At 51.5% G+C, this 16,419-nt stretch carries 13 protein-coding genes and 1 pseudogene; 10 read left to right on the top strand and 4 right to left on the bottom strand.

The window, feature by feature from the left end; all coding sequences use genetic code 11:
• The first annotated feature begins 252 nt into the window (after positions 1 to 252).
• Positions 253 to 1,269, top strand: coding sequence for a ligase-associated DNA damage response exonuclease (locus H6F91_RS25730; RefSeq protein ID WP_190770366.1), 1,017 nt, complete (start codon positions 253 to 255; stop codon positions 1,267 to 1,269).
• 143 nt (positions 1,270 to 1,412) lie between these two features.
• Here H6F91_RS25730 and H6F91_RS25725 read toward each other — a convergent pair whose 3' ends face one another.
• On the bottom strand, positions 1,413 to 2,216 hold the full coding sequence (locus H6F91_RS25725) for a class I SAM-dependent methyltransferase (RefSeq protein WP_190770365.1): 804 nt from the start codon (positions 2,214 to 2,216) through the stop codon (positions 1,413 to 1,415).
• A 671-nt stretch (positions 2,217 to 2,887) separates the two neighbouring features.
• Between H6F91_RS25725 and H6F91_RS25720 the strand changes: the two genes are divergently transcribed.
• Complete coding sequence (locus tag H6F91_RS25720) at positions 2,888 to 3,607, top strand: MotA/TolQ/ExbB proton channel family protein (RefSeq protein ID WP_190770364.1); 720 nt, start codon at positions 2,888 to 2,890, stop codon at positions 3,605 to 3,607.
• A gap of 46 nt (positions 3,608 to 3,653) precedes the next feature.
• The gene (locus H6F91_RS25715; RefSeq protein ID WP_190770363.1) at positions 3,654 to 4,316 is read left to right on the top strand and encodes a biopolymer transporter ExbD; all 663 of its coding nucleotides are present in this window, start codon (positions 3,654 to 3,656) and stop codon (positions 4,314 to 4,316) included.
• Positions 4,317 to 4,698: 382 nt separating this feature from the next.
• Here the strand turns inward: H6F91_RS25715 and H6F91_RS25710 are convergent, their stop codons facing one another.
• From H6F91_RS25710 to infC, 3 genes are all read right to left on the bottom strand, one after another.
• On the bottom strand, positions 4,699 to 5,187 hold the full coding sequence (locus tag H6F91_RS25710) for a cyclic nucleotide-binding domain-containing protein (protein ID WP_190770362.1): 489 nt from the start codon (positions 5,185 to 5,187) through the stop codon (positions 4,699 to 4,701).
• Between the two features lie 57 nt (positions 5,188 to 5,244).
• Positions 5,245 to 8,274: a HEAT repeat domain-containing protein gene (locus H6F91_RS25705; protein ID WP_190770361.1), complete on the bottom strand. Its 3,030-nt coding sequence runs from the start codon at positions 8,272 to 8,274 to the stop codon at positions 5,245 to 5,247.
• 893 nt (positions 8,275 to 9,167) lie between these two features.
• Positions 9,168 to 9,707, bottom strand: coding sequence for a translation initiation factor IF-3 (gene infC, locus H6F91_RS25700; RefSeq protein ID WP_190773432.1), 540 nt, complete (start codon positions 9,705 to 9,707; stop codon positions 9,168 to 9,170).
• A gap of 327 nt (positions 9,708 to 10,034) precedes the next feature.
• On the opposite strand from infC, the gene H6F91_RS25695 reads away from it, so the two are divergent.
• The 7 genes and pseudogenes from H6F91_RS25695 to H6F91_RS28665 all read left to right on the top strand — a co-directional run.
• Complete coding sequence (locus tag H6F91_RS25695) at positions 10,035 to 10,715, top strand: ComF family protein (protein WP_190773433.1); 681 nt, start codon at positions 10,035 to 10,037, stop codon at positions 10,713 to 10,715.
• A 456-nt stretch (positions 10,716 to 11,171) separates the two neighbouring features.
• Positions 11,172 to 11,900: a 6-phosphogluconolactonase gene (gene pgl, locus H6F91_RS25690; protein WP_190773434.1), complete on the top strand. Its 729-nt coding sequence runs from the start codon at positions 11,172 to 11,174 to the stop codon at positions 11,898 to 11,900.
• Between the two features lie 225 nt (positions 11,901 to 12,125).
• On the top strand, positions 12,126 to 12,884 hold the full coding sequence (locus tag H6F91_RS25685; protein ID WP_190773435.1) for an FHA domain-containing protein: 759 nt from the start codon (positions 12,126 to 12,128) through the stop codon (positions 12,882 to 12,884).
• Between the two features lie 69 nt (positions 12,885 to 12,953).
• A complete protein-coding gene (locus H6F91_RS25680) occupies positions 12,954 to 14,501 on the top strand; it encodes a protein kinase (RefSeq protein WP_190773436.1) in 1,548 nt (515 codons plus the stop codon).
• An 83-nt stretch (positions 14,502 to 14,584) separates the two neighbouring features.
• Entirely contained in the window at positions 14,585 to 15,322 is a 738-nt protein-coding gene (locus H6F91_RS25675; RefSeq protein WP_190773439.1) for a M50 family metallopeptidase, read from the top strand.
• Between the two features lie 372 nt (positions 15,323 to 15,694).
• Complete coding sequence (locus H6F91_RS25670; protein ID WP_190773437.1) at positions 15,695 to 16,012, top strand: hypothetical protein; 318 nt, start codon at positions 15,695 to 15,697, stop codon at positions 16,010 to 16,012.
• A 72-nt stretch (positions 16,013 to 16,084) separates the two neighbouring features.
• Positions 16,085 to 16,201: pseudogene (locus H6F91_RS28665) on the top strand (DUF167 domain-containing protein); the annotation flags it as partial.
• Positions 16,202 to 16,419 lie beyond the last annotated feature (218 nt).

Genomic DNA, 16,419 nt, shown 5'->3' with positions numbered 1-16,419 from the left:
TTTATTGTTAGCAACAACTAGAGAAGGTGGATGTTTTGCATCCGCCTTCTCTTCTTCTGGGAGTGGGCTATCAAGCTATAAATTTTTCGGGTTTCTTGAGCTAAGAACCTGGCTTGTCAGCTCCTCAGCTTACAGAATTTCAATTCAGTCTAAGATCCTAAGAGGTTGTTTGAAAGGTTAATCCGTCTGCATAGACGGATCAACCTTTCAAACAACCTTTAAACACAGCCATCTGCTGAAAGGAGCTAGCCAATGTCCCTCATTTCAGTTCAAGCTCAGGGGCTGTATTGCGAGAAGGGCGGCTTCTATATTGATCCCTGGCGTCCGGTGGAACGGGCTCTCATTACCCACGCCCACTCCGACCATGCTCGCTCAGGTTCGCAGCAGTACTTTGCCACCCATATATCTGAGGGGATTTTGCGCAAGCGGTTGGGCGATCGCACCAACCTTCAGGGGGTCGAATATGGAGAAAAACTAAAATTGGGAGATGTCTGGGTATCGTTCCACTCTGCCGGGCATGTACTGGGATCAGCCCAGCTCCGAGTGGAATCGAAGGAGGAAGTTTGGGTCATTTCAGGTGACTATAAACGTTGCGCCGATCCAACCTGTGACCCGTTTGAAGTGGTTCCCTGTGACACCTTTATTACGGAGGCTACCTTTGGTTTACCCATCTACCATTGGCAAACGGGAGCAGAGGTTGCCCAGCAAATTTATGATTGGTGGCAAGGGGATAGCGATCGCCCCTCAATTCTTTTCTGTTACGCCTTTGGTAAGGCTCAGCGGGTGCTGGGAGAGTTGCAGAGATTGAGCAACTTTCAGACGGACAGCGGAGACAATCGCCCTATCTACGTCCACGGCGCAATTCACGCCTTAACTGAAATCTATCGTGAAGTTGGCGTTGAAATGGCCCCAACCACTCCCGTTTCAGCGATGCCTCGCGACTATCGCTTTAAGGGGGATTTAATTCTGGCTCCTCCTTCAGCCCATCGTTCAGCTTGGATGAAACGCTTTCAACACCCTCAAACCGCTTTTGCATCAGGCTGGATGGCCGTACGGGGTGCCCGTCGCCGTCGCGGTTACGAGCGCGGCTTTGTTCTATCCGATCACGCCGATTGGCCCAGTCTCATTGCGACGGTTCAGCAAACAGAAGCCAAAACTGTTTACGTCACCCACGGTCAATCAGATATTTTGTCGCGCTACCTGAGCGAAACCTGCCAGATTAACGCCCAACCCCTGCGCACGCTTTTTGAAGGAGAAGGTGATATTTAAAGCAATCGAGCGGGAAGAATTCAGCTCCCCGCTCGATATAGCAATGTGCAAGTGCGTTAAGTACAGAAGCGGTGGTGTGGGGCACGAAGTGCCCCACACCACCGTACTTAATCAACCTGCACAGCGCTTTAATTGTTTGAAGTTTAACGGGCTGTATTGGGCTCGTATAGCTTCGACAACTTCAGTAAGGTATCAGCCTCTTCCATCATTCGAGGGTTGCGAATGACTTCGGTGTCATGGCAATGGGGAGAATCTTGACGCACGATCACCGAAAAGCAATCGATCAGTGCTTTCTTTGTACCCCAGTTCACGATTTCCTGGCTGATGCACCGCAAGCCGTTAGCATCTGCATGAGCCGCAACGTCTGCTGCGGTTACGCCCCCTTCACGCCAATGGATGTTTTCTTCCATCACCCCCAGCTTGGCCAGAATTTTATGGGTTTTGGAGAAGGGAGTAATGCGGCTATAAATTGGATATTCACCCAGGTTCGAGTGGTGGATAAAGGCAATCCCTGTAGGCTTCAGGATACGCTTCAACTGAGTAACGTAACCCTTGAGAATGGGAGCCTCGGCATGCACGAGGGAGTCGAAGCTGAAAATAAAATCCATCGACTCATCAGGAATCATGTCGAGGGATTTACCGTTATTAACGAAATACTTAATGTGGGTCTCATCCGCAAATCGCTCTTTGCACGCTTTGACGCAGCTTGCCGAGAGATCAACGACTGTTAACTCTTTGCAGAGATCCTTTAAAAACTGAGTCCAGCGTCCATAGCCACAGGCAATTTCCAGGATAGAGTCCGCAGGAACAAAGTCATGAATCCGGGGTAGAAGTGTTCCATACCATTGCATCCGAGCACCACCCCAGGCTGCTGACCATTCGTCTCCGCCCTGAGGCCATTTGTATTTACCATCCCAGACGCGCTTATTTTCTTCGAGTGTGGCCATGATCTGTTTTTAGGGAATTTGCTTGAGCTACAACGACTGGATTGCTAATCGAGACGTAAGCAACCGTTCGATTTTCACGAGTCGCGAGTACATTATTGCACTATATGAAGAGAACGCATCTAACCTTTTATGCTGTCACTCCTTGTAGAAAGCATTGCAAGTTGTTCGGTACGAAATTGTTGAATGACTAGACATAACCTAACGCTTTGACGAGCCAGACCCAGGGGTTTTAGGGGCTCTGGAGTTGGCGATCGCCTGACAAATCTTTATGCAATAGACTTCCTGCATGAATCGTTGCGGGGTGAAGCTGCCTAACGATTTACCCCCTCAAAACCCGAATTTATGAAGGTGTAAGGGGATTTCTGCCTAGGAATTTACCTGTGAGGTGGGTGGTTTGCTTACAGAGCAAGCAAACCACCTGCGTCAAGAGGTAATTTCATTCCTGAAAGCATCCTAATTTTGGAAGATGAGTGGCACTTTCCGGGAAAAAATTCGTCAATGTTTGAGGTGGATTTTTTGAATTGAGACGCTTCGTGCGGATAACCCGATTACCGAAGCGAAAACTAGAATTAACTGGAATACGACATAGCTACTAAAATGAGTTCGCATACTTTGATTGGGACCCCAGATTGCGATAGAGTCTGCGAGGGACGTTTGGGAGGACATGGGTTGTGAATATTGCCGAGGCATTTTCCAGAGGCGGGGTTGTAATGTACCCGCTACTGATACTGTCCTTTTTGTCGCTTTCGGTAGCGATTGAGCGAGCTTGGTTCTGGTGGAAGATGCTAACCCGCGAGCGGGAAATCGCCGGACGTGTGTTAGAAGCAGCTCGCCGGGATTGGGGTGCTGCTGCAGATATTGCCCGCCGCTCCACGGATCAGCCCATTGGTCGTTTCCTCAACTCAGCCCTCGAGCTGTATGACCCGGAGCCAGATGTTTTGAAGTTGGCTTTAGAAGCTTCTGCCGATGAGGAATTAGCTGCTATGCAACGGGGGGACAAGATCCTCGAATCGACTATTGCGATCGCTCCCCTACTCGGTCTGCTAGGTACGGTGCTAGGTCTAATCAGCTCCCTGGGAAATATTCGCCTTGGGGATATTGGTACCAGTGCGACTGAAGGTGTATCCTTTGGGATCGCCGAAGCCCTCTACTCTACTGCCACTGGTTTGATCGTCGCCTTGCTTAGCCTCGCCTTCTATCGAGTTTTCCAGGGTTTAGCTTCTGGACAGGTCAAGCTCTTTCAGAAAGCGGGCAACGAACTTGAGTTGCTTTACCGGCAAAATTGGGCCAAACGAGGCAGCGCACAAAATAATAGTGGTCACTTGCGAGTGACTTCACCTGATAGTGCCTCAGATACCCCGACTGAGGTTCAGGAGTCTATCGAACCCTGAAGCCTATTACTCCATTTACCTGCGCTGTTTATTTGGGCTCTCTTCTATGAAGGTCAAGTATCAACCGAGTGCGACGGAAGTTCGGATTGAGTTAATTCCGCTAATTGACGTTATCTTCTGCATCCTGACATTTTTTCTATTGGCGTCGGTAACACTCACCCGGCAGGCAGGGATTAATGTTGATTTACCCCGCGCGACCAGTGGCATTACTCAGATGCGGGAGATGTTACTGGTTAGCGTAGATCCTGTCGGCTTGATCTATATCGACAAAGAAGCGGTCAGTGCAGAGGAACTGCAACGGCGATTGGTGGAGTTTCGAGACGCAAATCCCGACGGGATTATGGTGCTTTACGCGTCGCGGCTAGCCAGTTACAACGATGTGGTTCAGGTGCTCGATATTCTACGTTCGGTGGGAGGCGATCGCGTTGCCTTAGCCACGCTGCCAGAAGCTCCCGGTAGTCAGGGGGGCACTGAGGGTAATCAAACTACACCTGTAGCTCCGGGTACGCTGCCTCCGGGAACAACCTTCACTCCTTTGCCAGGTGATCCCCTCGCACCCAGTGCGGCTCCATCACCCCGGTCCCAAGCTGAGCCTTCGGCTCCTCCCCAACCTCAACCTCAAGCTCAGCCTCAAAGGACACAGCCCTCTCCTCAAGGAGAGTTACCACCTGATCCACTCGATGCCGATCCCTTTGCTTTGCCCCGATAATCATGTGTCCTAAAGCCTACCGCTTTATGTAGCAGGGCTTACGCATTTGTGTTGTGGGTGGGGTGCTTCGCACCCCACCCACAACACAAATGCGCTACGGATAGCGGGCTTGCGTAAGTCCTGTGTAGGTTGATTAAGTACAAGAGGGAGTGTGTGCTGCCACACACTCCCTCTTGTACTTACAGCGCTTTGCGCTTGAATCAGCCACGGTTGTTTTTGTGAGAGCCGCGCTCAGCGCGGCTCTCACAAAAACAACCAGATTTGAAGCGTTTGAAAAGCGCTGTAATCAATTTGAATACTGTAAAAAGGGGTGGGATTAGCCCACCCCTTTTTGCTATAGGCCTTGTGACTACTGCGATATTCACCACAAGTATGGAAATTCTTATAAGCCACTTAATTTTTCGTGGATGGCTATAGGCAGCCGCTTTCCACTCGTTTCCTGAAGTTCGTTAATTTTGATGTTTTGCTCACGGATACGACGGGAAAGGAGGCGAATGATGTTGACAGCGATACCAGGAGTTTCCTCGATCGCCTCGTAGAGCTGCTGTTGAGTGAGCATCAAACACTCGCAAGCTTCAATGGTGGTAATGGAGGCAGAACGTGGTTCTGCATCGAATACTGACATTTCTCCGAAGCAGGCTCCCTTATCAAGACGAGCCAGCTCGCGATCGCCCACATGCACATGCACCCGCCCTGAAACGAGAATATAGAGCGATCGCCCCTCTTGCCCCTCGGTAAAAATGGTGTGCCGGGCTGGGAAGGACAACTCATCCATAATGGATGCCAGCCTTACCAAAAAGTCATCCCGCAATTCCTGAAAGATGGGGACGGCTCGAACAAATAGTAATCGATCAACGCTGGTCAGTAGCATAACGGCTCATTATAGTTCCCCTGATGCATAAATTCCCTCTAGATCAAGCGTTACAGACTAAATCGGGTTTAGTCCGGTCGTGTCTGTCATAGAGGGCGCAGGTTTAGCATGCCCATTTGAGGAATTGCTTCGATCAACCGCCAGCCTCAGCTTTGCCATCAGATAATTTACCTGAGCCATGACCAGGCGATCGGGGTCTTGCTGCAACAACGGGAGGAACTCTTGAAGGGAGCGAGGGGAAGCCACACTTAAGTAAGCCAGCACGGCCTCTCGAACATACCCTGTGGGATGTCGCAACCCGGCGACGGTTTGCTCTGCCGTCAGGCTCCAGCGCTGTTGCCGAGCCAGGTGGAAGCAGCAGGCCGTCACCCAGTCTGACAGGAAGTAGCGTAAATCCAACAAATGCCGCAGTCGTTGGCTAGGGGACAAGGGCTGATACTCCATGAAATCGGAGAGGCTGTCCAATTTTTCGCGATCGCTGCGCCGATCCAACACATTAAGCAAGGCCCCCTTACTCTCGATATCTAGAGTGTTGTCCAAGATCTCCAGACCTCGGGCGTTGCTTTCCCAGGAGTTGGATTGCAGGTTGAACAGAGCGGCCTGAATCGTGCTGGAAGAATAAAGAAAACGCATTAACAAGAAAATGCGCTGACGAGAATCCTCCTGGGCATCTCGCATCGCGCGCCGCCATAGTTCGGCATCATCGCCAGCAATGCGATCGGGAGCTAGATCCAGCAGGCCAGCGTAGGTATGCCCAATGAATTGCAATTCCTGGTTGATTAGAGTTTCAACCCCCTGGCGACCCAGAATGTCAGCCACCGCATCAATGCCCCGTTCTTGAGGTAGCTTCAGCAAGATGCGGAGGATCGAACGGCGGGTATGCCCCCAAGCAGCCATCAGGTGGGAGACTAGAGCTTCAATGGCCTGGGGTGTGCCAATTCGCCCCAGAGTAAGCCAGGCTTGAGAGCGCACCAGCTCTGGTTTATAGATGTCTTCGCCTAGCTTTACAAGCATGGGGATGGCATCATCTCCCAGCTTGACCAGGGCCAGCGTAGCGGCCTCACGCGTGGATTTGTAATACAGTCCCCGCAATAGAGAGGGGTAATATTCCTCCAGGCGTGTGGCAGCGATCGCCTCTAACAGCGCACAGCGCACTCGCAGCGACTCATCCTGCAACAGCGGTCGGATGTAGAGCCGCAGGGCTTGCATGTAAACCGCTTCTCCCAAGGCTCGACAACCCATCACCCGCTCCCGCTCCCGCTTATGGGTGAGCATTCGGCGTAAGGTATCGGTAGCCTCGGCCTTCTGCTGAGGATTACCCCGACGCAGCATTAATGACGCGGCGGTGCCTCGCACTTCGGGGTCAATGTCAGAGTTGAGGTAGGGGCGGAGCTGGCCGATTTCGGGGTTAGGGTCTGTCAGCCAGATGTAGCGCAGAGCCAGGGCCAGCACATCGGGTTTTAGGTCTTCAAAGAGAAGCGATCGCACCCCAGCCAAATAGATCTCGCTGGGATACTCGGCCATCGCCTCCAGGCTTTGCCGTTGCAAAGCTGGGGAGAGTTGAGGCAACATTGGGCTGAGCACATCCCCGACATTTTTGGGATCGATGTGGGTGAGCAACTCAATACAGGATTTCTTGTCAGCATCAGTCCCCCGGCCCAAGGCTTCCACAATGGCCCGTTTGAAGGTTCGCAGGTCTACATCGGAAAGACTGAGATCCCCACGGTCAGCACTTTTGACCAGCAGTTCGACGTAGCGCGATCGCAACCGCCAGACCGTAAATAACCAGATCAGGCTAAAGATCGCAATCATGCCAACAAACGCCTTGCTGACAACATCCCCATAGGCAGCTTCATCAAGACTGCCGAAGTAGCGTTTACACATCGCCAACACACCCAACATCAGCACCCCCATCAACCCTGTGGCGACGGGTTCTGCAATTCCGCGCACAAAAGATTGAATACGGCTCCGTACGGTATCGGGAACTGGCTGGAAGAGAATAGGCCCCGTGGTCGCCAATACGGTATATCGCAGCAATTCATCCAGAAACCGTAGAAGGATCACGCCGATAAACAGTTTGACGGCTCCCCCGAGGGCCAGCCCACTGACGGCAAACAGCAGGGCCGGAGACGACATGGTGACAATGAACACCCCCAAACGCTCAATCATGCGGCTTGAGGCAAACCATTGCAGCAAGAGCTCGAAGGTGCCCAGAATGGCGCTGAAGATGGCGAGAAAATCAACTAGATTATCCAGGTTTAGATTTTGTTCTAGCTGTGCCAAATATTGGTAATCCAGCAGCAGCCAGAGCACCTGAGCCATCACAAAGAACGCAATGACCAGAATGACATATCGCTGCAATGGTCCTCGAAGGCGTCGTGTTGTAAAGTCAGGCTGACGTTCCTGGAGCCGCCGTCGTGAAGAATCGGGGAAAAACTGGCGATAGGTCTGGCTCAGGTAAAACAGGATGAGAGCGCCAATTAATAGGAGTAAACAAGCTCCAAGAATAATGTTATCCAGACCAATCAGGTTGCGAAGCGGAGGCAATGAAAGACCACTGAGGACGTCGGCCACCAACACTCCACTGCTAATGAGAGGATAGGTGCGTTTAATTTCTCGAATATTAAAAAGCTGGTTGGCGGTAATGGAGGTGTTCAGCTCATTTAGTACATAGATGGCTTCCATCCATAGCCGCATGAGAAACACCGTGTAGCCCACCATCAAGGGCAAACTCAGGCCTACCCGGAACACCAGCAATGGCAGAGCCATCAATACAGCAATAATGACAATCACTCGGCGCAGGGGCAAAAACTTTTGGAGGAATGAGTAGAAGAACCCCAAAATCGTGCCAATGCCCGCACTGACGATGTAAATCCAGGGCAACGCCTCGGCCCCGTACGCATCCAGAAACTTAGCGGCAATGCTCACTTCCAGCCACAGGACCCCAATCGAGGTAGCGGTGTAGAAGGCGAACATCCAGAAGGTTCGGGCACTCTCTTCGGCCCGCAGGTTAAGCCAGCGCAGGAGGGTGCGCTCAAGCAAGGATTTTTTGTAAGTATGGGTCGGCGACCCGGTGTTGGTGTCCATGCAGTCTGGGTAATGTCCCTGCAGATGCTCTAACCCCTAATGGTGCCTCAACCTGACGATGATGGTACAAGTTTTGACTGGGTGAGCGGTAGATGTTGGCATAGAGGAAAACGAAGCAAACCCAGAGGTCAGCTCAGACCTTTAGGGTACTTTCCTCCACGTAAAGTAGGTGGGCCGGATTATACGGGTCGATTAAGTGAAAGACACCAGCGGTCAGGATGAGTTGTGGAGCAGGCTGTCATAACCATAAAAAGGGTGATAGCGATCGCCCTTTTTTGATGTTTACTATTCTTCTAACCTCATCATTCCCTTTTTACTGGCCTAAACCGACCTCAAGAAACCTGGTGTATGCCAAACCTGTATCTTTTGTGGGGTAGACTCCACAAGCATACACAGGACTTGTAAATTTTTGTTGAAGTACTGCTCAGTACAGGGCAAAAAATAAAACTACCTCTAGGACTTAGATTTTTCCGTTGGGAGGCAAAGTTCCCCAACGGAAAAATCTAAGTCCTAGGAGATTTCTGAGAAACAATATCCCCATTATTTGGAAAAAAGGCGCGGCGAAGCCGCGCCTTTTTTCCAAATAATGGGGAAGTTCTTATCTGGAAATCTCCTGAGAGGTTTTGTCTGTAGCTACGCCAGATTCTCAGCTCAAAAACAAACAACAGCGAACTGCAAAACTCCATAGCGAACGTTTTCCAGAAGGTTAGATTTGCTTTTGCAGACGTAGAGCAGAGCAAAACAAACCGCTCAATACAGCGGCTATGGTCTACCGGGTAAAGGTGAGTCAGCCCACCCTTACAGGGAACGAAGATTAGGGCATGCTTTAGAGCTGCCTGAAGGTTGTTTTTTCATGCGCGAAACGCATGAAAAAACAACTTTTAAGGCAGACTCTAACGTTTTGGAGCCAGCATCATAATCATATTTTTGCCTTCTTGCTTGGGATCTTGCTGCACTTCAGCAACAGGCTCTAAATCCGATGCCAACTTTTTTAGCAGGGTTTCGGCCAAATCCTTATGTTGGATTTCTCGGCCTCTAAAGATGACTGTCGCCTTTACCTTATCGCCCGATTTGATAAAGCGTTCAGCCCGGTTTACACAGACGTTGTAGTCGTGCTCCTCAATCTTGTAGCGCATCTTCACCTCTTTGATTTCAGAGGTATGCTGCTTCTTGCGTGCTTCCCGCGCTCGTTTTTCCTGCTCAAATTTATATTTGCCGTAGTCCATAATGCGGCAAACCGGCGGGTCGGCTTTTTCACCGCTTACAAGAACCAGGTCGAGCTCTTTCTCCTCTGCCACTCTTTGAGCATCCCTCGGGTGCATCACGCCGAGATTGGTACCGTCAACATCAATAACTCTGACTTGTGGAAAACGAATACGTTCGTTAATAGCCGGTAAATCGCGAGCTGCTTTTGTGGGTAGTGGTAATGCCATGGGAAATGTAAAACGCGTCAATCGTTTCGGTTGGGTTTGTGACCTCGGTACAGAACGTCAACAGGGCGGCCCCTGGGAAGGTAGCCCAAAGCAATAACTAAGTAAAACTATGTTAGTTCTAACCGATTCAAGCGGAACTATAGATTTGTTAAATGCCAAATCCATTAAACATCACAGGGCTGAGCCCGGTGAGTTCAAGGCAAACGTTTGGAGATTGCTGTTGATTCTGGCACTCTTCTGTCATAGCTACATCTTCCTAACGGTTGGGCTCGATTAACCGAGTTAGACCGTTACTTGGAAATCTACTATATCAATGAGACCTCCTCCATGCCGAGTTTTTCAGGGTGGACACGCTACTTCGAACCACTTGTAAATTTAGTACTCGCGAAGGACTGCCCTCTCTGCGAACGGCCAACCCAACAGGAGTTGTGCCCCAGCTGTATCAGACAGGTACAGCACTGCCAGCTCCCTACCCTCACCAGCTTCAAACAGGAAACGCCGCCTGTGTTTGCCTGGGGGCAGTATGGAGGTGCATTGAAACGGGCGATCGCCAGCCTCAAATACGAAAACCATCCCCAGCTAGCTCAACCCCTGGGGCACTGGATGGGCCGCTCCTGGAAATCCATCCAACACCCCCCCAAACTCCTGGTCGTTCCCATCCCCATGCATCCTGACAAACACCAGCAACGGGGCTTCAACCAGGCCGAACTTTTGGCTGACAGCTTTTGCCAGATCACCCGCCTCCCCCTCGAACGACGTGCCTTACTCCGCGTTCGCTCCACCCATGCGCAATTCGGCCTCTCTACAGACCAACGGAGCAAAAACTTGATGGGAGCGATGCAAGTCAATCCGCCGTGGCACTGCCCATCCAACTCAAGCGTTCTACTCCTGGACGACATCTATACCACTGGAGCTACAGCCCAAGCGGCTATCCATGCCTTCAAACAGCAAGGAATCCGAGTTTACGGCGTCATGGCTCTGGCGAGAGCCATGAAAGAAGGAACCTAGAACCTACTGTCTCTCCATGTCCTAACCATCCAAGCGATAACAATATCCAAAAACCCAAAACTGATTTTTCGAGTACTCAGTCGGTAGGCATCAATAAACATTAAAAATGATGTGCCACTCACGAACCGGATAGCACATCATATTCAGTGAGCCGAGGAACCTAAGAATAAGAACTGATCTGCATAAAGCGTACCTAAGCAGACTTATTTCCTACAGCGCATAAACCTGATCCTCTCCCACCGATGCGAAGCGCCACATTCAAGCCAATTATGGCAGGAGAGCCACGCCATAACACACCACTTTGTCCCCCAGACCCTAAGCCAAACCCTTAGAAATCGTTAATATTTCTGCGAATCCAGACGATCGCCCTTAAACCTGGGGAGAACCTCAAACCTCCGATTACCAATCCACACTCGAGGCCCTGAGGCACACCATTCCACTTTCCGGAGAAATGCTATGGATTCCGCTAAGCCCCGCCAAGTCGAAGTGTTTCCCGATCGCGAAGCCCTCGTCGCGCGATCGCTTGAATTAGTGCTACAAAGCGTCCAAGAAGCCATCGCCCGCAATGGACGCTACACTATTGCCCTGGCCGGAGGCAGCACCCCCAAACCGCTGTATGAAGCGATCGCCCAACAATCCCTCCCCTGGGAGCAGATTTATGTCTTTTGGGGCGACGAACGCTACGTTCCTCACGATCACCCCGATAGCAACGCTGGGATGGCACGCCGCGCCTGGCTCGACCACGTCCCCATTCCTGCCGAAAACATCCACCCCATGCCCACCGATGACGCCGACCCTGCTGTCGCAGCGGATCGCTATGAGCAGGAACTCAAAGCCTTTTTGGGCAACACTTCCGGCACCGTCCCAACCCTGGACATGATCCTCCTGGGTATGGGAGACGATGGACACACAGCCTCCCTCTTTCCCCATACAGAAGCGCTGGGAGTCCGCGATCGCCTGATCACAGTTGGCAACAAAGACGGTCAACCCCGCATCAGCTTCACTGTGCCTTTGATTAACCAGAGCGATCGCGTTGTATTCATGGTTTCTGGAGCTAGCAAGCATCCTGCCCTAATCCAGGTGTTTGCCCCTGAAGGAGATGCTGATCAGTACCCCTCCCGGCTCATTCAACCACAGGGTATGCTGTATTGGTTACTGGATGCAGCGGCCTGGCCCCAAGCCTAGTGCTTTGTCAATTTTTAATGTCACGTACCGGCATTAAAAACGAAATAAAAGAGAATTGTTGGTTTTTGGGGGGTATAGCCCCCCAAAAATCAGCCAATTCTAAGATGAGGGTGCCGATAGCTCAGATTTCAGCCAAAATGCATAACAGGACATTAAAAAATTGTTTCCAACACATCGGCTCGCTTAGGATGTCGTTGATGGGAACACAGCCGAGAGATTGCAACGATGATTGTCTGCCCAAACTGCAACCACCAAAACCCCGACGGAGCTATTCAGTGTGAAGCCTGCTACACACCTCTACCCACCATGATGAATTGCCCGAGTTGCGGGGCAAAGGTGCAGGCTGACGCAAGCTTTTGTGGTCAGTGTGGGTCTAATCTAAAGGGAAGCCCGGCTGTTGCACCCGATGCCAGTGCTACCATACCCCCTGCTCCCACTCCGGGTCTGGATATCCCCGATCTACCGCCTCTAGATCCCCTTGCCATGCCTGACCCGTTAGTGGCTGAAGTTGGGGTTCCTGCTGTACCTCCTGCGGCAGGAGAGGAAGTAGCGCTTCCCTCAATGCCGCCCCTATCAGGGCAAGAAGTTGTCGTACCCCCACCGCCGCCGCCACCACCACAAGTACCGGCTCCCATTACAGCGACCCAACTGCAACTTCAGACCGCTCGCCTGTTGCATGTGCAGACAGATACTTTACTTGAAATTCCAGGGCATCTTACCGTTGTTCATCTGGGCAAGCCGAACGATCGCATTCCCCCTAACATCGACGTATCAGGTTTCCCAAATTCTGAGATCGTCTCGCGCATCCATGCTGATATCCGAGTAGAGGGTGACGCCTATTACCTGGAGGACGTGGGTAGTTCCAATGGCACTTACGTCAACAACATGCCCTTGCCCATGGGGAACCGTCATCGGTTGCGTCCGGGCGATCGCCTTTCCCTCGGTAAGGGGGACAAGGTGACCTTCATTTTCCAACTATCTTAAGCTCATTTGGCCTTTACCGCCCTGGCCATCGCCCGGTCTTCTACGGTTCCTCTAGAATTGCCTTTATAAGTGAGGACGTTTCCCCTTACGCTGACCTTACCGCCCTTACCGGAGTTCTGCCCACCTCGACACTTCGATCAACCCGTTATCACCCATCTCCCCATCAGTGTGATTACCCTATCCCTCCTGCACCCGATCAAGCAAATCCCAGTACAGCTCTGGACGTTTGAAAATGAGTCTGTGATTCGTATTGGGCGATCCACCGATAATCATGTCATTCTCTACAGTGCCGTTGTTTCTCGCCATCACGTTGAGTTGCGACGAGTGGGCGCAAACTGGGAAGCTGTTAACCTCGGTACGAATGGCACCTATCTAGATGGGAAACGTATTACCCAGGTGCCCGTCTCTGACGGGTCGATCATTCGCCTGGCTCGCTCAGGGCCGAATATCAAAATTCGGTTGGGGCCTGAGGCTCTGAAGGAAGACACAGCTGCCATGCGGGCTAACCGCACTGAGACTCAACCTCGGGGTGAAAACATACTGATACCGACCGAAGTCACAGATCGTAAGACCGGTTTTCCCGGTCTGGAGCGAGGTGTGCCGCATGAGGGGGCTTCCTACTCATCGATTAGTGGCATCATTCCCGTTCCGGCGCATCTTCAAATTGACCCTGAAGCCGATTCTGATGAGCCGGCCGATCCAATTTCCATGATCCCTTCTATGGATTCTGGGGAAAGGCCTAGCTCATTCCCTGGTTTTTTTGACCAGGATTGCCCCCACTTACGGGGGGGAGACCTGTTTTGTGTTGATTGTGGTCAACCCCTGAAGGTGCTCGATACTCTGGGTAAGTATCAGTTGCTTACGGTGCTCGGTCAGAGCGACCTGAGTATTACTTATCAAGCCTGGCGTGCAGGTCGGACTGTGGCCCTTAAAACCTTAAACGAGGAGTGGCTCAAAGACCCTCAAGTGCTCGCCAGCCTGGAGCATGAAGCCGAAACCCTGCGCCATCTTCATCACGCACATCTTCCCCACCTGATTGAGTTTTTCTCCGAAGGGAAAAAGCCTGCCCTTGTGATGCAGATGATGCCCGGTCAAAATTTGCGGGATTATATTGCTGCCCATGGGCCTGTCACGGTGGAGCGGGCGATCGCCTGGATTTTCGAACTCTGCCAGATCCTTGGCTATCTCCATGACTTCACGCCTCCCGTTGCCCACCGTGATCTACGGCCTCAAAACATCATTTATAACCCTGAGCAAGACACCCTGGCTCTGGTCGACTTTGGGGTTATTAAACGGGTTATTTTGGGACGGCCCATGCTTCCCGGTTCACGCGGCTACTTTGCTCCCGAGCAAATGCAGCTCCATGCTTCCCCCGGTACTGACCTCTTCGCCCTGGCTCCGCTGCTGGCCTTCCTGATCACCGGCCATAACCCCGTTGTATTTTACGGTGATCAGGAAGGCCAACTCCGGTTCCGAGCTAGCCTGATTCCTAAACTGCCGAAGGAGATGGTGCCCATTTTGCATCGGCTGACGGAACCGACTTTAGAAAACCGTTATGGATCAGTCGAAGCTCTGGAGGCAGATTTGAAGACGGTGCCGATTAAGGTGAGATATTAAGGCAGCTCAAGTTTTGAGAAATGGTCAATTTGTTGAAGGAATCGCTAGAGTGGAAGCGATCCCTTCATTTTGGTGCGGCCTCTATGAGCGATCGCTGGAATGATTCGATGATAGGTATGGACAAAGCTCCTGATCGCGTTGGGTTGACCTGGTTGGTGTCTGCGGCGATCGTGACCGTCTTGCTCTGGCAGTTTCCCTTTGGCAACTACATTCTTTATCCCTTCAGTATTCTTGCCACCTGGTTTCATGAAATGGGGCATGGTCTGATGGCTATGCTGTTGGGGGGCAACTTTAAGCGATTGCTGATTTTTCCGAATAGCTCCGGGGTAGCTTTTCACAGTGATGTGCGAGTTTTGGGGCCTCTGGGGCGAGCGTTGGTGTCTGCGGCTGGGCCAATGGGGCCTCCGTTGGCCGGTGCGGCTTTAATCCTGGCTTCTCGCAGTCGGGCTTCGGCTCGTACGGCTCTGCTGCTGTTGGGAGGAACGTTGGTACTGTCGGCGTTGATCTGGGTGCGATCGCTCTTTGGCCTCGTGGCTATTCCTTTGATGGGGTTAGCAATTCTGGCGATCGCTCTGAGGGGTTCTCGTTGGTTGCAAGTTTTCTCCATCCAATTCTTGGGGGTACAAGCCTGTATCAGCACGTATCACCAGTTGGATTATCTCTTCACTCGTCAGGCTTTAATCGGCGGACGTTTTATGTTGTCAGATTCGGGGCAGATCGCCCAGAGTTTGCTGTTACCCTACTGGTTTTGGGGTGGACTGATGGCGATCGCCTCCTTCTTCCTGCTCTATCAAAGCTTGCGTCTTGCCTATCGCACTTAATTCTTCCCCGCAGGAAGTAAGCAGTCCAAAGTAGCTAAATGCTGCGGGTGCATCCCACTTTTGTAAGTGAGGCGGGCTAAGCCCGCCTCACTTACAAAAGTGGGTTTCCAAATCTGCAAAAGTGGGATGCACCCAATGCTGCTTGCTTAACAGGCAGCATCTGGGCTTTATAGTTATGAGTCAGCAAAAAACGCTTGGAACTGTGGACATTAGGACTTACGAATTGTGTTGTGGGTAGGGATGCGAAGCATCCCCACCCACAACACAAATTCCTGGACATAAATGAATGCGAAGTTTGTCGGATTTCCGATGAGGGGAATGGAATAGTGGGAAGAATAAGACCGTTCGGGTCGCTAGCTGAGGAATGCGTCCATGCCCCGCTCCCAACATCGCGGAATCATTCGTCCCAAGATTTCTACTATGCCCCGCCAGAAGTCGGAAGCGGCGGCTTTTCTTGATATTTATAAGTTGGTAGTTGAGAAGAAGCGGCTCCAGCAAGAGTTGGAAAGTCTAGATCAACGACGACAGCAGATTTGCGATCGCATTACCGTTCTCGATCGCCATGTTGCCCACATGGAGAACTCGGTGGATCAGATGCGGGCGGCTGAAGGTAATCCTGTCCAACCGCCCCCTGTGGTGCTTCCACCCGATCATGTGGATACCTTCGATATGCTATTTCTAGACTACTAGGGCACGTTTTACAGCTATCTGGAAGGGTTGTTTTTTCCTGCGCTTCGCGCAGGAAAAAACAACCCTTAAAACAATGCCGAGTTGATTAAGCTGTTGGCGAAAACCTATGGAGTTTCTAAGTCTAGAGTCACGATTAAGTTGGGGCAATTATCACGGCAAAAACTGGTAGAAATTGAGCAGGACTTATAACCTGCTTCACATTCTGCAGCAGACTCCAGAACCGTTGTTTTTTATCGCGAAGTGGCGAAAAAAATAATGGTTCTGGAGTCTGCTGCTAAAGCGGTACTAGATGTAATACCAAACAAATATGAAGCTGCGCCAAACTAGAAGAGTCCTCTTTGAGGTGATGGGCGATGACAGGACGTCCTTTTCAAGTCACGGTGACGGAGAGCCTGGAGCAGTTAGAG

The sequence above is a fragment of the Leptolyngbya sp. FACHB-8 genome (assembly GCF_014695575.1).
In the GTDB taxonomy this organism is placed as follows: Bacteria; Cyanobacteriota; Cyanobacteriia; order Elainellales; family Elainellaceae; genus Vacuolonema.
Note: the sequence above shows the minus strand (reverse complement) of the source record. Positions and strands in the feature narration are given on the sequence as shown.